The organism is Salinimicrobium sp. TH3 (assembly GCF_026676115.1).
Taxonomy (GTDB): domain Bacteria; phylum Bacteroidota; class Bacteroidia; order Flavobacteriales; family Flavobacteriaceae; genus Salinimicrobium.
This window is the reverse complement of the sequence record NZ_JAPONB010000005.1, coordinates 96082-114670: the sequence shown is the minus strand read 5'-3', so window position 1 is coordinate 114670 and position 18589 is coordinate 96082. Positions and strand designations below refer to the sequence as shown.

Sequence of the window (18589 nt, the reverse complement as noted above, 5' to 3'; positions counted from 1 at the left end):
AGGAATAAAAAGGTTAAAATCTTGATAATTCAAACCTGCATTTCGGGTGGTTAAAGACCTTTTCAGTAATTTCAGCCAAACTTCAAACAATGGCAGTAATAGGATCGATCATAAAAGGACTTATACAGGCACGGGATGCCGTGACTTCTCAACCAAAACCCGATGAAGCCCAGGTTGAGGTGCTAAGAAGCCTGCTTAAAAAGGCAGAAAACACGGCCTTTGGTAAGCATTATAAATTTGATGAGATCCTTGAATCTGATAACATAAAGGCAGAATTTTCGAGCCGAATTCCCATTTTTGATTATAATAAGATCAATGAAGAATGGTGGAGCAGGATGCATGAAGGGGAAGAAAATATTACGTGGCCCGGGAAACCTCCCTATTTTGCCTTGAGCTCGGGTACGACCGGAAAGTCGAGCAAAAGGATTCCCGTTACCGAAGATATGGTAGAAGCAATTCGCCAAACGGGGATAAAACAGGTAGGTTCCCTCGCGAATTATGATCTACCCTCAGATTTTTTTCAGAAAGAGATCTTGATGCTGGGCAGTTCTACAGATCTTAATAAGGTTGAGGATCATGAGGAAGGGGAAATAAGCGGAATTAGCGCGAGTAATATTCCTTTTTGGTTCAGGAATTTCTATAAGCCAGGAGTTGAAATTTCTGAGATTGAAGATTGGGATAAGCGGGTTTTAGAGATCGCTAAAGAGGCTAAGAACTGGGATATAGGTGCCATGTCGGGTATTCCCTCATGGACCGAATTGATGATCAAGAAGATACTGGAATTCCACAATGCCAGGAACATTCATGAGATTTGGCCAAACCTGCTGGTATATACCACTGGAGGAGTAGCTTTTGAACCTTATGAAAAGGCTTTTGAAAAACTGGTTGCCTCCCCGTTGGTGGTGATAGATACTTACCTGGCTTCTGAAGGTTTTTTGGCTTTCCAGGCGCGTCCCGAAACGCATTCTATGCAGCTGGTGGTCGACAATGGGATCTATTTTGAATTTGTTCCTTTTAAACCTGAATATATAACTGAAGATGGATCTGTAAAACCTGAAGCGCCGGTAGTGCCTTTGGATAAAGTAGAACCCGAAAAAGATTACGTACTCTTGATAAGCACGGTTTCGGGCGCCTGGCGTTACGTTATTGGCGACACCGTGAAATTCACAGATGTTGAGCGCCTGGAGATACGAATAACAGGTAGGACTAAATTCTTTTTGAATGTGGTGGGATCTCAATTATCTGTCAATAAGATGAATGAGGCAGTAAAAGAGATGGAGGAGAAATTCAATATTACAATTCCCGAATTTACAGTGGCAGCCGTAAAAAAGAACGGTGAATACATTCATAAATGGTACCTGGGAACTGAAGCAGAAATTGATGAAAAGAAACTGGCAGAATCACTCGACAAAGCCCTGCAGGATGCTAATAAGAATTATGGTGTTGCCCGAAGTAAAGCCTTAAAAGGGGTGGAAGTGGTAAAGGTTCCACCAAAGGTATTCACTGAATGGAGCGCCGCCAATAAAAAGAAAGGCGGACAGGTAAAAATGGAAAAAGTAATGAAAGAAGAGAAATTTGCTGAGTGGGAAGAGTTCGTCAGGAACTACAAATAATAAACGCGATATATAATCTACAATAGATTAGCTTTCCTCTTTTTCAGCTTCTTCCAGCTCTTCTTCCAGTTTGTTCACCAGGACCAGGATCTCTTCAGGAGAGAGATACAGGCGGGCGATCCTTTCCTTGTAGGAATCTGAAAGATGAGAGTGATTTAAAATAAAATCCTTTGTTGCCAGGATATAATCTCCCATTCCGCTGTTTACGGCATAGGTGTCGGCAGTACGTTCTGCTTCCTTTATATAGTTGTCTGAAGTTATATACCTCATTCCGAAAATGACCAATCCCATAGCCGATTTATCCCGGTAGTCCATTATATGCCCAAGTTCGTGTCCAAGCCAGCCAATAAGAACATCAGGGGGAACATCGGCCATGGAAAATTCTTCTTTTTCGATTAAGAATCTACTGCTAATAAAGATGTGATAGCTGCGATCTTTTTTCCCCTTGAAAAGATTCGCAACCTTTGGTTGGGCCTGCATAAAAGATTTTTTTATGTTGTCTTTGTACTTGAATTCGATTTCAACATCTTTAAGTTCGGGGTAGTAGGAAAGAGCAATTTTTGCCTCGTCCAGTATACTTTCAGGAATGATTTTGTTGCCCTGGTAAATGATCTTTTCTTCTTCCATATCTTTTTTTGCAGCACAGCTCCAGTTCCCTGCCAGCAAAGGCAGCATGATAAATAAAGCTAATTTTGTTCTCAATGATCTGTGCATATTTCTTATTTGTACCTGCTTCCATAAATTAGAAATTCTCAAATTGAATTCTTTGAAACTTTTCATAAAAAATGGGGTGTTAGGTTGATTTTAAGTAATTTGAGGAAGCCATAAAAAACAACGACTATGCCAGAACTACCCGAAATTTCTCTTTTCAAAGATTATCTCAACGCCACTTCGCTTAATAAAAAGATCACAGCTATTGAATTTCTACACACGGGTAGCCTGCAATCCCCAAAAGAAGAATTCATTAAGGCATTTAAAGGGAAGAAATTTAAAAATGGTATTAGGCTGGGAAAGTACTTACTCATTGAAACTACCGGCGATAAGGCCCTGGTGATGCATTTTGGAATGACAGGAAAAATTGAGTACTACAAGAACCAGGATCCTCCTAAATATTCCCGCGTAGTTTTTTCATTTGAAGATAATGATCACCTGGCTTATTTATCCCAGAGGAAATTAGGGAAGCTTTTTATTGCTGAAGGTCTGGAAGATTTCAGGGAGAGTCAGGAACTTGGAAAGGATGCATTGGAATTAACCGAAAAAGAATTTCTTGAGTTGCTGGAAGATAAAACCGGAAGCATTAAAGGAGTCCTTACAGACCAGCATGTTCTCGCCGGAATTGGGAACTTATATTCAGACGAAATGCTGTACCAGTCTAAAATACATCCAAAGACAAAGACAAATGCGATTTCAGAAAAGGATAAAAAACAGCTTTTTAAGCAGATGAAAAAAGTGCTGGAAAAAGCTATAGAGAAAGAAGGGGTGCGGGAGGATTTCCCGAACTCTTACCTTATTAAGCATAGGAAAGGAGGCAAGGATTGCCCGGCTTGTAAAGGAAAGATAAAACAAATAAAAGTTTCGGGAAGGAGTACTTATTTTTGCCCATCCTGTCAAAAAGAGGAAAAATGAAGTTATATATAGGGTGTTCCGGATGGAATTACAGGGACTGGAGAGGAAAATTCTATCCTGAAAAACTCGCTCAAAAGAATTGGCTGGACCATTATTCAGGAGAATTTAATACTGTCGAAATAAACAGCACTTTTTATAGATTTCCGCAGGACAAAACTGTTGAAAAGTGGCGGGATACTGTGCCCGAAGATTTTAAGTTTACGCTCAAAGGCAGTCGCTATATTACCCACATGAAAAAGCTGAATGACGTAGAGGAAAGTGTGGGGAACTTTAATACTACTTCAGGCATTATGGGCCATAAGCTTGGAAATTTACTGTGGCAGTTGCCACCCAGCGTACACCGCAATGATGAAAGGCTGCTGGATTTTATTAAGCTTTTCGATAAAAGCGTAAATAATGTCATTGAATTTCGACACGAGAGCTGGTATGATGAAGAGGTTTATGCTTTGTTGAGAAAGCAAAATGTGATTTTCTGTGCTATTTCCAGCCCCCGTTTTCCTGAAGAAATGATCACAACTTCAGAAACTGGTTACCTGCGCTTCCACGGAAAAGGTAAAAAATGGTATGATTACTATTATTCTGAAGATGAATTACAGGAATGGGCGCACATGATAAGGAATTCGGGTTTAAAGGAGATCTATATTTATTTTAATAATGACATCCACGCCAATGCCCCCGAAAATGCCAAACAACTTCTGAAGATGTTGGAGGATTAAACTTTCAGCTCCATTCCATCCTGCGTGGGAATAAGCTCCACACCCTCTTCAAGTGATTTTATCTGCTTCTTGCTTTCTTCAGGAGAAGTTTCAAAGAACCATTCACCGTAGTGGCAAAAGGCAATCTTTTTTGTATGCGGACTTAGCAGTCGAATAAGATCGGGTACTCCTGTGTGACCAAAAATTCGATCTTTCTTCCGGTTTATTCTGCCGCTTTTATGGATGAAAGTAGCTTCAGTGATCACAAGGTCCAGTGGAGGCAAATCTTTAAGGTTAGCTTTTTCTATCCAGGCGACGTCGCCTGTAATGAAGATCCTTTTTTGCCCTTTTTGGATGATGTATCCGAGAGACTTCAGTCTTAAAGCGTGAATTACCGGAATAGGAGTGAAGCTGTAACCTTCCAGTTCAAATTTTTCGGAAATCACCTGTAGCTTTGGAATGAGTTCATGAGCTTCGGGCCCAAAAAGGGGAATATTAGGATCGAATTTTTCTTTATTAGGAACAAAGAAGGCATGGTCCGGGTGAAAATGCGTAAAGACTATGGCTTCAGGTTTGTATTCCATATAATCTGGTTCGCCAACATCTATAAGGATCTTGTCGTCGAGCAGGAAACCTGTGTGATTTACATGATTTTCAGCTTTGGGTTCAATTTTTCCGCGGGTGCCCAGGATCTTGATCTTCATAAGTAAACTTTAAATTCCGAAGGGAAAAGTATCGGGGATCTTGCTGCCTTCGGGTTTAAGGTGAAGGGGATGGACTCCCTGCGTCCTGTCGATGTACAGAAAAGCATCATATCTTTTTGACATTTTTGAGGGGACATAATTGCCGCGCTCCTGGTGAGGATCGTACACCACCCCCACGGCACGATGGCCTATTTTATCCTTCAGCTTTTTGGAGAGGTCGCTTCCTTCCTCAAAGAGCAGTAACTTATTCTCTGCGCCCAAAGTGTGTAACATTTTTTCTATACTGCCATCAATAGCTTTTGGCAGATCCATGTTCTTTATGGGAGCCCCCCAGAATTCACCTGCTATTACAGATCCTTCATACGAGCCGAAACCTACTAGGACCACCCCGTCTTTTTTGTGTTGCTGTCGCACCAATTGGCCCACATTGTGCAATCCCGATGCGGCCATATTTGTGGCGCGGGCATCTCCAATATGGGTGTTGTGCTCCCAAACAATTACTTTGGCGTCTTCTCCATGATAATTTACCAGAGTATTAAGGGTTTCTACCATGTGACTATCCCTAACATTCCAGGAAGAATGGTCAAATTTTGCCATGGCTTCATAGTATTTTTCAGCATTTTTAAGGACCAGGGAATTGAGCTCTGCATTGAGCCCTGCTTCGGGTTCGTTTTCATATTGTGATTTTTTTTGACGAACCTCCTTAAGCAGTTGAACCACTTCACTGCGGCACTTTTGATTTAACCCCCGGTAAGCTGTCACGTAAGAATCATTTTGCCTGTAAGGCTCAAAACAGTCGGCTGTAAGTCTGGCCAGGGCAGCAACTTCGGGATCTTCCTTTTCCAGGTAGTTGACGATGATTTCCATGGATTCCCAAAGGCTATATACGTCCAGCCCGTAAAAGCCAATTTTTTTCTTTGGGTCAAGATTTTTATTGTGGTTCCTCAGCCATTCCGCGAAAGCGGCAATTTCCCAGTTTGCCCACATCCAGGTTGGCCAGCGCTTAAAGTTATTAAGGACTTTAGAAATTTGAGAAGGAGTATCGGGGAAATTTTTGATCCATCGATTGATCTCAAAACAATCGGGCCAGTCTCCCTCAACGGCGACAAAGGAAAATCCTTTCTCCTTAATGAGCCTTTTTGAAATTTCTGCCCTCCATGTATAATATTCATGAGTGCCGTGAGTGGCCTCGCCCAACAGCACATATTTAGAATCTCCAATTTTGTCCAGCAGGGGATCAAGATCCTTTGCATTTTCAAGAGGTTTGATATACTCCTTTCCTTTTTCATTTTCCAGATTCATGATAGATCATTTTAAGATATTATAATGTACGAAATTCAATGACTAAAAATTAGATAATGAGCAGAGGCTTTAGAAAAGTTTAAGTTGATATTAGTTTTTTTTAAGGACCTTTTAATTAATTTAGAGTGTATGCAGACAGCTCAAATTGTAATTGGTTTATCTATTATCCTTTTCACCTATCTTGACTTTTTTCACACCACACTTTCCGGTAATGGTTTTGGTATTTTTTCAAGAATTGTAAATCAGATCCTCAACCGGATTATGATTCAAAACCGCACCCGTACCATTTTTAAGTTTTCGGGTATAACACATCTTTTAATGACAACTTTCCTGTGGATGTTGTTATTGTTTATTGGAACTTATACGGTATTTAGCGCCGGAGAGGAAATGGTAGTGAATGGTACCACAGGCTTACCGGCCACACATCCAGAAAGATTTTATTATACCGGGTATGTCCTTTCGACGTTGGGAATTGGAGACTTCGTTCCCGGGAATGATACAAGCAGGATCCTTACCGGTATTTTGTCCTTTTCGGGATTTATTTTGATCACCACTGGATTGACTTATCTTCTAAGTGTGATCAATGCTGTGCTGTCTAAAAAGCAGCTGGCTTTCCTTATTTCTACCATGGGAAAGGATGTGGAAGAGATCTTTCAATTTTATAAGCAGCAAGAGGACCTTGAGAACCTGGTTTCCAATGCAAGTGGTCTAAGACAGCAAATTTTGCAGAATGCAAGTAGTTACCTGGCTTTTCCAATGGTAAATTATTTTTTATCCAAACAACATGAATCTGCTCTGGTCGTACAGCTTGCGAGGCTATATGAAGTTCTTATGATCATTAAACTGGATTGGAAAAAAGATTCTGTACAGCACAAAAAAATAACTGCCTTACTAAATGGAATAGAAAAATACCTGGAACTGGGACTGGAGGATCCAGATGCCGCCACTCACAGTGAGGAGGAATTAAAAACTTACAGGAGTCACTGGATGAAATATGGGTATTACTTTGAGAATCACCTGGAAATGGACCGGCAATTTACTTCCAGTTTAAAATACGCGGGATGGAACTGGAAAGAAGTTTACCGGTTAAAAACAGTTTCCCAAGAATAAATCCTTTTATATCTTTTTCTTCTACTTTAAGAATATATTATAGATCTATAATTGCAGTATTAATAACTTGGACTTGAAGAGGATTAGCTAAATTGCTCTTTTGTATTATTATTTTTTATACTGCTATAAAATACAATTGAATATTTGGAACCTTCCTTAAGTACTTTTTTAAGAGATATTGGAAAACTTCTTCACATTCCTGCAGGTCTGGCCATTTTGTCTTTACCCGTAATAATCTCTTACTCCGAATGGTTTGCCTTAGGGCCTTTCGCGGGAATGGCGTTAGTAAGTGTGGGAACAGGACAACTGTTTTTCTATCTTTTTAAAGCCGAGAAGGAAACCAGTAAAGGTCTTTCGGTCATACTTGTGGCCTTGGCCTGGTTGCTCATTTCTTTGTTTGGAATAATTCCCTTCTATGGTATCGCCTTGACAGCACCTCCGGGAGTTTACGCTCAGCTGCCTGTTTTTGAAGTGCTGGTAAACAGTATGTTTGAATCAGTCTCCGGGTTCACCGGGACCGGCCTAACGATGTTAGATGATCCTTCCGAAATTCCCTATAGCCTGCAGTGGTGGCGTAGCTTTTCTGAATGGATAGGGGGAATTGGAGTGATAATGCTGGCTTCCCTTCTTCTTAAGCTTAATCATGATGATGAACGACTATACCACGCGGAAACCAGGCATTGGGAAATTAAGGATGCCCCCGTAACGGCTACCATTCAGAAAATCTGGTGGATATATATCGGATATACTCTGGTTTCAATTCTACTTTATTATTTCTCCGGAATGCCTTTTTGGGAAGCTTTAAATCACGGAATGACAGCTCTTGGAACAGGTGGCTTCTCTGTCACCTCCAACAGTTTTACAGATTATACTACACAGATAAAAGCCTTGACCATCCTAATAATGGTCATGGGAGCGATTGCTTTTAAAATTCATTACTTACTGGTTTTTCAATTTGATCTAAAAAGATTTCTAAAACAAACTCAGCTTCACTACTTTTTTTTCTTTCTGGTGGCAGCATTTTGTCTCCTTTTGTGGATCTATCCAGAGCTAAGTATTATTGATTTACTATTTCAGGCAACTTCTGCACTTGCCACTTGTGGATTGAACACCGTAGAACTTGGACTATGGCCAATGGCTCCGGCTTTTGTGCTAGTAATATTAATGTTGCTGGGTGCTAATGCCGGATCAACAGGTGGTGGTATTAAAACAGTAAGATTCGCATGGTTTGCCAAAGGTATCTGGCGGAGCATTAAGCAGGTATGGTTTCCTGAAGAAAAGGAAGCCAAAGTCACCTTTGATGGAGAAATGAAAGAACCCAGGGAGATGAGGAATAACATTCAACAGGCTGCAAATGTTCTTTTTCTATGGGTGATCACCCTTACCTTTGGAACCTTCTTTCTCTCTTTATCAGTGGGGGATGATTATACATTCTACCAGATCCTTTTTGATACTGCTTCAGCTTTGAGCAATGTAGGATTGAGTACAGGATTAACCGGGGCAGGAATGCCCGAAAATGCGAAATATCTTCTTTCTTTATTGATGTGGTTGGGACGGCTTGAAATTATGGCCATAGTTATTCTGATTATTTCCCCATTTTATTTATTGAAAAGCAAAGTAGCTGTAAAAAGAAAAGAAAAGTCTGTACTCCAGAATTGAAAAAAAGCCTGCTTAGAAAGTATTTCCAGGCAGGCTCTGAGCTTTGTTCTTAGGGAAGTGTCTAGTTGGTCAATTCTTCCCGAAGTCTCTCCTGAAGTTCGGCGTCATTTTGTAACTGATTTCCAATTTGTTCATAACGCTCTACCGAAAGTCCGCCATCTTTGATCATATCTTCGATCTCCTTGCGGAATTCTGCCTGCATTTCGTTTAGATCCTTTATGATAGTGTTGTATTTTTTCTCTTCTTCCTTGGTGAGTTCAACTTCAGCCGCAGGATCCATTTGAGCCTGGTGAATAGTATTAAATCTGGTAACCTCCATGCCTTCTTCTGCGATCGCTTCACTCAATTGCTTCTGAGCTTCCTGATTTATCATGCGCATCTTTTGAAAGGTTACGGCAAATTGACCTATTTCCTCGTCTGACACATTGGTTTGAGCCATTAAGCTGGAACTGCCAATTATCATGAGAAATAATAAGCCGAACATTTTCATCTTACTTAAGATCATATCGTTTAATTTAGGTTTTTTACAAACCTAAAGGTAATGATCCAAAAAGGCAAAGAAGTTGGCTTTTTTCAACTCAAAATGGAGAAAGTTCCCACTTTTGGATTAAAAATGACACAAAAAACTCCTTTTTTGAAAATTTATTCTTTTTCTATTAAAGCAGAGAGATCAAGCTTCACTTGTCCCCGGGTAAGATCTTCGAAATCTTCCCTTTTTCTAATTAAGTGGGCTGCGCCATTGTACCACAATACTTCAGGGGGGCGATATCGGGAGTTAAAATTGCTTGACATGGAATAACAGTAGGCTCCTGCATTATCAAAGGCCAGAATATCTCCTTCTTTAATTTCTGAAATTCTGCGGTTATTGGCGAAAGTGTCGGTTTCACAAATGTAGCCAACCACAGAGTAAAATCTTTCTTTCCCACCGGGATTGGAAATGTTATGAATTTCGTGGCGGGAGCCATAGAACATGGGGCGAATTAAATGGTTAAAGCCACTATCCACTCCTGCAAAAACAGTTGAGGTAGTTTGTTTAATCACATTTACCCGCGCCAGGAATTTTCCTGCCTCACTCACTAAAAATTTCCCCGGTTCGAAAGCAAGGGTAAGGTCACGACCATATTCTTTACAAAAGGATTTGAACCTGGAAGTGAGTTTTTCGCCGAGTTCTTCAATATTGGTTTCAATATCCCCTTCTTTATAAGGCACTTTAAATCCACTTCCAAAATCAATGAACTCAAGATCTTTAAAATGACGGGCTGTGTCAAAAAGAATTTCTGAAGCATATAAGAATACTTCGATATCTAAAATATCACTTCCGGTATGCATGTGGATCCCATTGATGTGCATCCCCGTATTCTCTACAATGCGCAGGAGGTGCGGGATCTGATGTATTGAAATTCCGAATTTGGAATCTATATGGCCCACAGAAATATTGGTGTTGCCACCTGCCATCACATGAGGATTGATTCTTATACAAACCGGTACCGAGGGATGTTTTGTTCCAAACTGCTCAAGGATGGAGAGATTGTCAATATTGATCTGTACCCCCATTGCCGATACTTTCTCAATTTCCTCAAGGGAAACTCCGTTGGGGGTATAGATAATCTTGGAAGGTTCCACACCGGCTTCCAGTCCTAATTTCACTTCCTGGATAGACACAGTATCAAGTCCGGCACCTAATTCTTTAAACAAACCGAGGATTGAAATATTGGAAAGGGCTTTAACGGCGTAGTGAATCCGAAGGTTTTCTATCTTATTGAAAGCAGAGGTAAGGCGATTGTACTGTGAAATGATCTTTTCGGAATCATATACATATACAGGGCTACCGAATTCTTCCGCAATATTTAAAAGGTCCTGGTTGTTCATTTTTATTTATTAAAGGCGCAAAAGTAAAAGGGTTTTTCGGTATTCCTGCACTGCATATTGAAAATTAACCAATTCTAACTAAATGTTATTTTTCAGGGGATATTGAAAGAAAATTTTGGTGACCTCACTTGTCCAGTGAGGAAGAATTTTTGTAATTTACAGGTTGTAAACCAATTATTTATGGTCTCACGGCTTGCATTATTTCCATTACAAAGTGTCGTATTTCCGGGTGAAAAATTGCCTTTGCACATTTTTGAAAAACGCTATGTACAGTTAATTGAAGATTGTGAAAGTACCGGGATGCACTTTGGTATTCCCATATATTTTAATGACCATTTGGAATATGGAACAGAGATGCAGCTTACAAAAGTTATGAAGCGCTATGATACTGGTGCCAAAGATATTATATGTATAGGTCTTCGGGTCTTCAGGTTAAAGAAATTTGATTATAAAGAAGCCGGTAAATTATATGCAGGAGGAGATGTTGAATTTTTAAAAGATCGTGGGGAATCTACCGGGGCTTTAAAACAGCAATTACTGGATCTCATTTATGAACTGTATGAACACCTGGAAGTGCCCCGTCCTATAATAGACATCTCCGGTTTTACGAGTTACACCCTCGCTCATAAAATTGGTCTTTCCCTGGAGCAGGAATATTCTTTGCTAAAGCTAACTTCAGAAAAAGCCAGGCAGGAATATTTGATCAATCACCTTCTTATTACTATTCCAATTGTTCAGGAGATGAACCGCACCAAACAAGTCATTGAACTTAACGGTCATTTCAGAAATTATGACCCGCTTGATTTCACAGAATTCAGGTTAAGAACTAAAAAGTGAGGAAAATCTTTGTTTTATGTGCCAGCATTAAAAAGATTGGCAGAATCCTCTAACATTTGCTACTTTTGTGAACCTTAACGAATACTGAAGAAACACCTTATTATGAACATACACGAATATCAGGGAAAAGAAATTTTAAGCAGTTTTGGGGTCCGCATACAACGTGGGATTGTTGCTCAGGATGCAAAAGAGGCAGTTGAAGCTGCAAAAAAACTTACAGAACAAACCGGTACAGGATGGCATGTTATTAAGGCCCAGGTACATGCAGGTGGACGTGGAAAAGGTGGCGGAGTTAAACTTGCCAAAAATCTCCAGGAAGTTGAAGAAATTGCAGGGCAAATAATCGGGATGAACCTGGTAACGCCACAAACTTCTGCTGAAGGTAAAAAAGTACATCAGGTATTGGTGGCCGAGGATGTTTATTATCCTGGGGACAATGAGCCCGAAGAATATTATATGTCTGTTCTTCTTAACCGTGCTACAGGTAAGAATATGATCATGTATTCTACAGAAGGTGGTATGGACATAGAAACTGTTGCCGAAGAAACACCACATTTGATATTCAATGAAGAGGTGGATCCTGCAGTAGGATTGCTGCCATTCCAGGCGAGAAGAATTGCCTTCAACCTTGGATTAAGCGGAAATGCTTTTAAAGAAATGACCAAATTCGTGATGTCTCTTTATGAGGCCTTCACAAAATCTGATTCTTCTCTTTTCGAGATCAATCCGGTCCTTAAAACCAGCGATGATAAGATCATGGCTGTTGATGCTAAAGTTACTCTTGATGATAATGCGCTTTTTCGTCATAAAGATTACGCCGAAATGCGTGATGAGCGTGAGGAGAGCCCGGTAGAAGTAGAAGCCCGTGCAGTAGGTCTTAACTACGTTGACCTTGATGGGAATGTTGGATGTATGGTAAATGGTGCCGGACTTGCAATGGCTACCATGGACCTTATTAAACAGGCCGGTGGGGAACCTGCGAACTTCCTTGATGTTGGAGGTACTGCCGATGCAAAGAGAGTTGAAGAAGCATTCCGTCTTATCTTGAAAGATGATAAAGTAAAAGCTATATTGGTAAACATATTTGGAGGAATTGTAAGATGTGACCGTGTTGCACAGGGAATTGTTGATGCTTACAAAAACCTTGGGGATACTATTAATGTACCTATTATTGTTCGTCTCCAGGGAACTAACGCAGATATTGCCAAGGAACTAATTGATAACAGCGGACTTGATGTGTACAGTGCTGTTGAATTCCAGGAAGCAGCAGATAAAGTGCAGGAAGTATTGGCTTAATACTCTTTAAAACATAAAATAGAAAAACCCCGGAAAGCTCCGGGGTTTTTCTATTTATGGCAGTAGAGTAGAAGATTGGAAGCTCCCTAATACCTATTGTTGAATACCTGTGTCATTACCCTGTTGACATATTCGTAACCTGGTCTTAAATTCCACCTCAATTTTTGCGAATTAGATAAACATTCCTCAACATTTTGATAACCTCGTTTTTTTCTCAGGACAACTGGTTTGAGATAATTTTACCCCGAAATCAAAAACTAAAAACCAGAGTTATGAAAACAATTAAATCTTTCCTGTTTACACTAATCATGTTTATCTCCTTTTCAAGTATTGCGGCGACTTCTTTAAGTATGACGGCTGGAAAAGATCCTTTTAGCGAAGAAATTTCCAGGATGCTTTCCCGTTCATCCCTTATTATTGAGAAAGATTTTACAATTAAGGTGTGGTTCATCCTTAATGACAGTAAGGAAATTGAAATAAGATCCATTTCCTCATCAAATGAAAGAGCAAATAAATTTTTGAGAGCACGTCTAAGTGGTCAACAATTGAAAGGTGCGAATTGGGACTCTAACAAGGTGTATGAATTACCGGTAAGGGTAAAGGCCATTCGATAATTCAGGTTTCGAGAAACTGTTAAAGTTAAGTTAAGCAAAAAGCCGACTGTAACAATCGGAAATTGCTTACAGTCTTTATGGTATAACATCAATCAATTAATATTAATTTTTAAAACGAACGATTATGAAACGCTTTAGACTTTTATTAGCTGCTTTTGCATTAACTGTATCAACTGCAACTCTTGCAAACACCAATTTCGATTTTGAAGAAAGAAACAGATCAATTAGCGATCAAATAGAACAAATGCTTTTAGATTCCGGTTTAGTCATTGAAGAAGAATTTACAGTGCGGGTTATCTTTAAAGTAAATGAAGATAGAAAAATTGAGATCAGTTTGATTGATTCTCCAAACGAGGAAGTAAATTCTTTCCTTAAAAAAAGATTGGAGAACCAAAAGCTTTACGGTAACACCTGGCGTTCTGAGAAGATCTATGAATTACCGGTAAAAGTGCAGACAAGCAGGTAAGCTACAGCACATTGGTAAAAAACCCGGCTAATCACCGGGTTTTTTTATGACCTTACAATTTAAAATTAAAAATTACTGTTAAAGTTTTCTGTGTGTTGTAACAATTACCTCTTTATGAAGTCTTTATAGTAAATCATCAATAATCAAATCGCATCTATTAATTTAAAAACGAACGTCATGAAAAATTTAAAACTGTTGTTAGTAGTATTTGCAATGATCATTTCTTCAACTGTATCAGCCAGGGAGATTAAAAGTCTTGCAAATCCAGATTCAGTATCTGTTGAAATTGAAAAAATTCTTGAAAATGTGAAATTAGCCAACGAGTGTGAACCACTTGAAGTAACAGTTTTCTTTTCAGTTTCTGAAGATCAAAAGATCCAGAGCTTATCGGTTTCTTCTCCTCACGGGGAAGTGAATGAGTACATTCAGAAGCAATTGTCCAACAGATTGCTTCCTGCCGAATCCTGGATGAAAGGCAGAATTTATGAACTCACTGTTGTAAAGAAAGTGAGTTAGGTTAAGCTGACCTTAAAAAACAACCCGGAAGTAATCACTCCGGGTTTTTTGTTTATAGATGTAAACCACATTCGGTTTTAGGGCTGTTGTTCCAGCGGCCGCTTCTTTCTTCTCCCGGTGCAGTACAGGGAGAGCAGCCAATCGAACTGTAACCTTTGGAAACCAGAGGGTGGAAAGGGAGTTCATGTTTTGCAATAAAATCATCCCGCTCTTTCTTTGTGACGTCCAGCAGCGGGTAGAACTTGAGGATTTCTCCCCGGTTTTCGAAAATGTCAAGTGTGGAACGGTGGTCGCTTTGCCATTCCATCAAGCCGCTTACCCAAACAGTATATTTTGCCTTGATTAAATCCAGGGGCTTCACCTTGTTTATGTGACAACAGAAATCGGGGTTTTTTTTCCATGTCTCATCAGTTCTTGTAAAGTCGTGTTCCTCTTTTATAGCACTAATAGATTTCACCCGAAGACCGTAAAGCTCAGACAACTTTTTCCTGTACTTAAGGGTTTCTTCAAAATGGTAGCCGGTATCAATAAAATATATAAGTTGATCGCGGTTAACCTCCGAAAATAGTTTTAAAAGAAAAGCAGAGGTAGCAGCAAAGGAGCTGGTAAGCATTATTTCGGTAAGACTAAAATCCTTGTAGAGTTCTTCTATTCTCTCATGTAGGTTAAGATTCCGGTATTTTTTATTGAGCGAGGCAACTTCAGAAGCCGTGACGATTCTCTTCTCGGCAATTACTTCCATGGGCTACTTTTTTTCTTCTTTTTTGGGCATAGGTCCACGTTTGTAGATCACTAAACCATTGAGGAAATTCCGTAGAAATTGATCCCCACATTCCATATATTTTGGATGGTCTTCACTTCGAAAAATAGCTCCAATCTCACTTTTGGTGACTTTGAAATCCACGAGAGAGCAAATATGAACAATATCCTCATCCCGTAGTTTTAAAGCAACTCTCAGTTTCTTGAAGATGTCATTATTAGATAGAGGCATAGGTGAGTTTTAAGCTGTAAAAATACATAAGCCTAATGAATTAAGGAAGTTTCAAAAGCAAAGTAAAAGCGTTTCTGTAAAAACCTTATCAATAAAGACATAATGACAGTTTAAAAGGGTTTAACGCCGACAAAATGACGTATTTTATGAACTGGTATTTAATTTGACTGGTAAAATTTGAAAAATAAAATTGTATAACTTAAAAATATTTAGCTATGAACCTTGTAAAACGAAACACAGACAACTGGCTTCCATCTATTTTTGACGACATGTTCAAAACCGACTGGATGGACAATGGAAACTCTGGAATGAACCGCATTGGAACCAGCGTACCTGCTGTAAACATTTCTGAAGACGATGATACTTTTCATCTCGAACTTGCCGCTCCCGGTATGACTAAAAAAGATTTTAACCTGGAGTTGGATAATGGAGTTCTTACCATTTCTTCTGAAGTAAAAAAAGAAGATGAGAAAAAGGAGAATGGTGGAAGATTTACCCGTCGGGAATTTAGCTACAGTAGCTTTAAACGTGCTTTCAGTCTTCCTGAAACAGTAGATCCCGAAAAGATCTCTGCACAGTACAAAGAGGGAGTATTAAAAATTGAGCTTCCAAAACGTGAAGATGCTAAGGTACAGGCCAAACGAATGATTGATATCAAATAATGTAAGGTTTTGCAAAGTGTAAAAAACGTTCCTTTACGGGAGCGTTTTTTTTTGTTTGGACTAAGCAGTAAGGAAGGGTAGGTTATATACCTCGACCTAAATGTGGAGGTAATTTAATAAGCATTCTAACCTGGTAGGTATTTTTTTGGATTTTGGAAGGACTTCAGCTTAATTATTGCCAAAAAAGGCGTTTTTTGAGATATTTCATTTGAGCAATTCTGTATTGTTTATAGTACCAGGGCATGATGAAGATCATACTCTAATTACATTGAATCTTCTAAATTAGTTGCACAACTATATCGTTTTGGGGGATGACGATAAAGATCGGGTCATTCCACTACGCAATATCAAATTTAAACAGATGAAAAGTTTACTTTTAGGTAATGAAGCACTTGCTCAGGGTAGTATCGACGCAGGTCTATCCGGTGTTTATGCATATCCCGGCACCCCTTCAACTGAAATAACCGAATACATTCAAAAGTCCAAACTTGCTAAAGAATTAAAGATACACACCACCTGGTCTGTTAACGAAAAAACGGCCATGGAAGCAGCTTTGGGAATGTCCTATGTTGGCAAGAGATCCATGGTGGTTATGAAACATGTAGGTTTGAATGTAGCTTCAGATGTTTTTATGAATATGGCTGTTTCCGGAATCAATGGTGGACTTGTTGTCGTAGTGGCCGATGATCCTTCTATGCATTCTTCGCAGAATGAACAGGATTCCCGGTTCTATGGAAAATTTGCAATGATTCCAATCCTTGAACCATCAAATCAGCAGGAAGCCTATAATATGATGTTTTATGCCTTTGATCTCTCGGAAGAATTGAAATTACCTGTATTGTTAAGGTTGGTTACCCGCTTATCGCATTCCCGTGCAGGTATTGAAGTAAAGGAAAGACGTGATCCAAATGATATCAATTTACCATCAGATACCTCGCGGTTTGCTCTGCTTCCCATGAATGCCAGAAAGCAGTTTGATCTGTTGGTCAATAAACAGGAAACTCTTATTGAATATTCAGAAAAATCTGACCTTAACAGCCTGAAAAAAGGTAAAAGCAGGGGAGTAGGAATTATAGCTTGTGGAATAGCTTATAATTATGTGATGGAAAATCTGGGAGATGATGACTCAGATTATTCTATTTTAAAAGTCACGCAATACCCTTTACCCAAAGAAAAAGTAAAAGCATTATACAACCACTGTGAAAAAATCCTGGTTGTGGAAGACGGATACCCCATAGTGGAAGAATTGCTTCACAACTATTTTGATGATAACGATAAAATAAAAGGAAAATTATCGGGCGATCTGCCGCGAACGGGAGAACTGAACCCTAAGCTAGTGGGGAAATCCCTGGGGCTTTTTCAAAACGAGATAGCCCCTATCCCTTCGGTGGTAACTCCAAGACCTCCACAACTTTGTGAAGGTTGTGGTCATACAGACCTCTTTAACGCTATTAATGAATTAATACCAGAAATAGGGAATAAAAACGTTTTTGGAGACATTGGATGTTATGCATTGGGAGCTTTACCGCCTTTAGGTACTATAAACACACTTATAGATATGGGAGCCTCTATTACAATGGCAAAAGGCGCCGCAGATGCGGGTTTGGAGAATGCTCTTGCAGTTATAGGAGATTCCACCTTCACACATTCGGGCATGACGGGACTTCTGGATGCGGTTTATGAAAATACACCAGTTACGATCATCATTTCAGATAACTCGGCTGTTGCTATGACAGGAGCTCAGGAATCTTCTGCAGTAGGCCGATTGCACAAAATTTGTTTAGGTATTGGGGTTCATCCCGATCATCTTAAAACTATAGTACCCTTAAAAAAGAACCACGAAGAAAACGTGGAAGTCTTGCGAAAGGAATTAAAATACAAAGGTGTTTCGGTCATTATTTCTGAAAGGCCCTGCGTTAGATTATCAAGGGATCAAAAAGAGCAAATTAAGGCCAGAATTGCGTCACTCAACTAAAGTATCTCACTTAGAACAAATTAAACAGATGAAAACAAATATAATATTATCGGGTGTTGGTGGTCAGGGGATCCTTACCATCGCTGCGGTTTTGGATACTGCTGCTTTAAGCGAGAACTTGTTCATTAAACAATCTGAAGTTCACGGGATGAGCCAACGTGGCGGTGCTGTACAATCCCATGTAAGAATATCGGACAAGCAAATATTTTCTGATCTCATTCCTGAAGGAAAAGCTGATTTGATCTTATCGGTAGAACCCATGGAAGCTTTGAGATATATGCCTTTTTTGAAGAAGGATGGCTGGCTGGTTACAGATTCGGAGGCTTTTATTAATACTTCCAATTACCCTGAAAAAAAAGATCTTTTTGACCAGATAAAGAAGCATCCCAATCACGTCATTATAAACGCTACAGAAATTGCCAAAGCCATTGGTAATTCAAAAGTGGCCAATATCGTTTTATTGGGAGCTGCATCAGCGATAATTCCATTATCAGAAAACAGCATGATCGAAGCCATTAAAAAGTTGTTTCAGAATAAAAGTGAAAAGATCATCAAGCTAAACCTTGAAGCTTTTGCTGAAGGAAAAAAAGTAGCTGAAGGAATAACCAATCTGGCTAATTCTTAGAGTAGATATAATAGTTCTTTATAAAAAAA

The 18589-nt window shown here is 39.4% G+C and carries 20 protein-coding genes; 13 read left to right on the top strand and 7 right to left on the bottom strand.

Annotation, left to right across the window (positions count from 1 at the left end; all coding sequences use genetic code 11):
- Positions 1–89 precede the first annotated feature (89 nt).
- On the top strand, positions 90–1613 hold the full coding sequence (locus OU683_RS09550) for a GH3 family acyl-acid amido synthetase (protein ID WP_268137600.1): 1524 nt from the start codon (positions 90–92) through the stop codon (positions 1611–1613).
- A gap of 27 nt (positions 1614–1640) precedes the next feature.
- Here the strand turns inward: OU683_RS09550 and OU683_RS09545 are convergent, their stop codons facing one another.
- Positions 1641–2327, bottom strand: coding sequence for a hypothetical protein (locus OU683_RS09545; protein WP_442800850.1), 687 nt, complete (start codon positions 2325–2327; stop codon positions 1641–1643).
- A gap of 126 nt (positions 2328–2453) precedes the next feature.
- On the opposite strand from OU683_RS09545, the gene OU683_RS09540 reads away from it, so the two are divergent.
- Together OU683_RS09540 and OU683_RS09535 are read left to right on the top strand one after the other, a co-directional pair.
- A complete protein-coding gene (locus OU683_RS09540) occupies positions 2454–3239 on the top strand; it encodes an Fpg/Nei family DNA glycosylase (protein WP_268137598.1) in 786 nt (261 codons plus the stop codon).
- A complete protein-coding gene (locus OU683_RS09535) occupies positions 3236–3955 on the top strand; it encodes a DUF72 domain-containing protein (RefSeq protein WP_268137595.1) in 720 nt (239 codons plus the stop codon). The genes OU683_RS09540 and OU683_RS09535 overlap by 4 nt, the downstream gene beginning before the upstream one ends.
- Here OU683_RS09535 and OU683_RS09530 read toward each other — a convergent pair.
- Positions 3952–4638, bottom strand: coding sequence for an MBL fold metallo-hydrolase (locus OU683_RS09530; protein WP_268137593.1), 687 nt, complete (start codon positions 4636–4638; stop codon positions 3952–3954). The genes OU683_RS09535 and OU683_RS09530 overlap by 4 nt on opposite strands.
- Before the next feature lie 9 nt (positions 4639–4647).
- Positions 4648–5940 (bottom strand): erythromycin esterase family protein, encoded by a 1293-nt coding sequence (locus tag OU683_RS09525; protein ID WP_268137591.1) that lies wholly within the window; start codon positions 5938–5940, stop codon positions 4648–4650.
- 129 nt (positions 5941–6069) lie between these two features.
- Here OU683_RS09525 and OU683_RS09520 point away from each other — a divergent pair, with 129 nt between their 5' ends.
- Both OU683_RS09520 and OU683_RS09515 read left to right on the top strand, forming a co-directional pair.
- Entirely contained in the window at positions 6070–7050 is a 981-nt protein-coding gene (locus tag OU683_RS09520) for a potassium channel family protein (protein WP_268137589.1), read from the top strand.
- Between the two features lie 144 nt (positions 7051–7194).
- Positions 7195–8709: a TrkH family potassium uptake protein gene (locus OU683_RS09515; RefSeq protein ID WP_268137587.1), complete on the top strand. Its 1515-nt coding sequence runs from the start codon at positions 7195–7197 to the stop codon at positions 8707–8709.
- A 61-nt stretch (positions 8710–8770) separates the two neighbouring features.
- Here OU683_RS09515 and OU683_RS09510 read toward each other — a convergent pair whose 3' ends face one another.
- Both OU683_RS09510 and lysA read right to left on the bottom strand, forming a co-directional pair.
- Complete coding sequence (locus tag OU683_RS09510) at positions 8771–9214, bottom strand: DUF4168 domain-containing protein (protein ID WP_268137585.1); 444 nt, start codon at positions 9212–9214, stop codon at positions 8771–8773.
- 137 nt (positions 9215–9351) lie between these two features.
- Positions 9352–10578 (bottom strand): diaminopimelate decarboxylase, encoded by a 1227-nt coding sequence (lysA, locus tag OU683_RS09505; RefSeq protein ID WP_268137583.1) that lies wholly within the window; start codon positions 10576–10578, stop codon positions 9352–9354.
- 180 nt (positions 10579–10758) lie between these two features.
- Here lysA and OU683_RS09500 point away from each other — a divergent pair, with 180 nt between their 5' ends.
- The 5 genes from OU683_RS09500 (at position 10759) to OU683_RS09480 (ending at position 14307) form a co-directional block, all read left to right on the top strand.
- Entirely contained in the window at positions 10759–11415 is a 657-nt protein-coding gene (locus OU683_RS09500) for an LON peptidase substrate-binding domain-containing protein (protein ID WP_268137581.1), read from the top strand.
- Positions 11416–11517: 102 nt separating this feature from the next.
- Positions 11518–12711 (top strand): ADP-forming succinate--CoA ligase subunit beta, encoded by a 1194-nt coding sequence (gene sucC / locus OU683_RS09495; RefSeq protein ID WP_268137579.1) that lies wholly within the window; start codon positions 11518–11520, stop codon positions 12709–12711.
- 272 nt (positions 12712–12983) lie between these two features.
- A complete protein-coding gene (locus OU683_RS09490; protein ID WP_268137577.1) occupies positions 12984–13325 on the top strand; it encodes a hypothetical protein in 342 nt (113 codons plus the stop codon).
- A gap of 124 nt (positions 13326–13449) precedes the next feature.
- Entirely contained in the window at positions 13450–13791 is a 342-nt protein-coding gene (locus OU683_RS09485; RefSeq protein WP_268137575.1) for a hypothetical protein, read from the top strand.
- Positions 13792–13968: 177 nt separating this feature from the next.
- Entirely contained in the window at positions 13969–14307 is a 339-nt protein-coding gene (locus OU683_RS09480) for a hypothetical protein (RefSeq protein WP_268137573.1), read from the top strand.
- Between the two features lie 52 nt (positions 14308–14359).
- Here the strand turns inward: OU683_RS09480 and OU683_RS09475 are convergent, their stop codons facing one another.
- Positions 14360–15049 (bottom strand): phosphoadenylyl-sulfate reductase, encoded by a 690-nt coding sequence (locus OU683_RS09475; protein WP_268137571.1) that lies wholly within the window; start codon positions 15047–15049, stop codon positions 14360–14362.
- Positions 15050–15052: 3 nt separating this feature from the next.
- Positions 15053–15298: a DUF1456 family protein gene (locus tag OU683_RS09470; RefSeq protein WP_029037838.1), complete on the bottom strand. Its 246-nt coding sequence runs from the start codon at positions 15296–15298 to the stop codon at positions 15053–15055.
- A gap of 215 nt (positions 15299–15513) precedes the next feature.
- On the opposite strand from OU683_RS09470, the gene OU683_RS09465 reads away from it, so the two are divergent.
- From OU683_RS09465 to OU683_RS09455, 3 genes are all read left to right on the top strand, one after another.
- Positions 15514–15960, top strand: a complete 447-nt coding sequence (locus tag OU683_RS09465; RefSeq protein ID WP_268137568.1) for an Hsp20/alpha crystallin family protein — start codon at positions 15514–15516, stop codon at positions 15958–15960.
- A gap of 361 nt (positions 15961–16321) precedes the next feature.
- A complete protein-coding gene (locus tag OU683_RS09460) occupies positions 16322–17935 on the top strand; it encodes a thiamine pyrophosphate-dependent enzyme (RefSeq protein ID WP_268137566.1) in 1614 nt (537 codons plus the stop codon).
- Positions 17936–17963: 28 nt separating this feature from the next.
- A complete protein-coding gene (locus tag OU683_RS09455; protein ID WP_268137564.1) occupies positions 17964–18560 on the top strand; it encodes an indolepyruvate oxidoreductase subunit beta in 597 nt (198 codons plus the stop codon).
- The last annotated feature ends 29 nt before the right edge of the window (positions 18561–18589 follow it).

Excerpts from the sequence above, each read along its gene's own strand:
- OU683_RS09550 (WP_268137600.1), top strand. The coding sequence starts at position 90 with ATGGCAGTAATAGGATCGATCATAAAAGGACTTATACAGGCACGGGAT.
- OU683_RS09545 (WP_442800850.1), bottom strand. The coding sequence starts at position 2,327 with ATGCACAGATCATTGAGAACAAAATTAGCTTTATTTATCATGCTGCCT.
- OU683_RS09540 (WP_268137598.1), top strand. The coding sequence starts at position 2,454 with ATGCCAGAACTACCCGAAATTTCTCTTTTCAAAGATTATCTCAACGCC.
- OU683_RS09535 (WP_268137595.1), top strand. The coding sequence starts at position 3,236 with ATGAAGTTATATATAGGGTGTTCCGGATGGAATTACAGGGACTGGAGA.
- OU683_RS09530 (WP_268137593.1), bottom strand. The coding sequence starts at position 4,638 with ATGAAGATCAAGATCCTGGGCACCCGCGGAAAAATTGAACCCAAAGCT.
- OU683_RS09525 (WP_268137591.1), bottom strand. The coding sequence starts at position 5,940 with ATGAATCTGGAAAATGAAAAAGGAAAGGAGTATATCAAACCTCTTGAA.
- OU683_RS09520 (WP_268137589.1), top strand. The coding sequence starts at position 6,070 with ATGCAGACAGCTCAAATTGTAATTGGTTTATCTATTATCCTTTTCACC.
- OU683_RS09510 (WP_268137585.1), bottom strand. The coding sequence starts at position 9,214 with ATGATCTTAAGTAAGATGAAAATGTTCGGCTTATTATTTCTCATGATA.
- lysA (WP_268137583.1), bottom strand. The coding sequence starts at position 10,578 with ATGAACAACCAGGACCTTTTAAATATTGCGGAAGAATTCGGTAGCCCT.
- OU683_RS09500 (WP_268137581.1), top strand. The coding sequence starts at position 10,759 with ATGGTCTCACGGCTTGCATTATTTCCATTACAAAGTGTCGTATTTCCG.
- sucC (WP_268137579.1), top strand. The coding sequence starts at position 11,518 with ATGAACATACACGAATATCAGGGAAAAGAAATTTTAAGCAGTTTTGGG.
- OU683_RS09490 (WP_268137577.1), top strand. The coding sequence starts at position 12,984 with ATGAAAACAATTAAATCTTTCCTGTTTACACTAATCATGTTTATCTCC.
- OU683_RS09485 (WP_268137575.1), top strand. The coding sequence starts at position 13,450 with ATGAAACGCTTTAGACTTTTATTAGCTGCTTTTGCATTAACTGTATCA.
- OU683_RS09480 (WP_268137573.1), top strand. The coding sequence starts at position 13,969 with ATGAAAAATTTAAAACTGTTGTTAGTAGTATTTGCAATGATCATTTCT.
- OU683_RS09475 (WP_268137571.1), bottom strand. The coding sequence starts at position 15,049 with ATGGAAGTAATTGCCGAGAAGAGAATCGTCACGGCTTCTGAAGTTGCC.
- OU683_RS09470 (WP_029037838.1), bottom strand. The coding sequence starts at position 15,298 with ATGCCTCTATCTAATAATGACATCTTCAAGAAACTGAGAGTTGCTTTA.
- OU683_RS09465 (WP_268137568.1), top strand. The coding sequence starts at position 15,514 with ATGAACCTTGTAAAACGAAACACAGACAACTGGCTTCCATCTATTTTT.
- OU683_RS09460 (WP_268137566.1), top strand. The coding sequence starts at position 16,322 with ATGAAAAGTTTACTTTTAGGTAATGAAGCACTTGCTCAGGGTAGTATC.
- OU683_RS09455 (WP_268137564.1), top strand. The coding sequence starts at position 17,964 with ATGAAAACAAATATAATATTATCGGGTGTTGGTGGTCAGGGGATCCTT.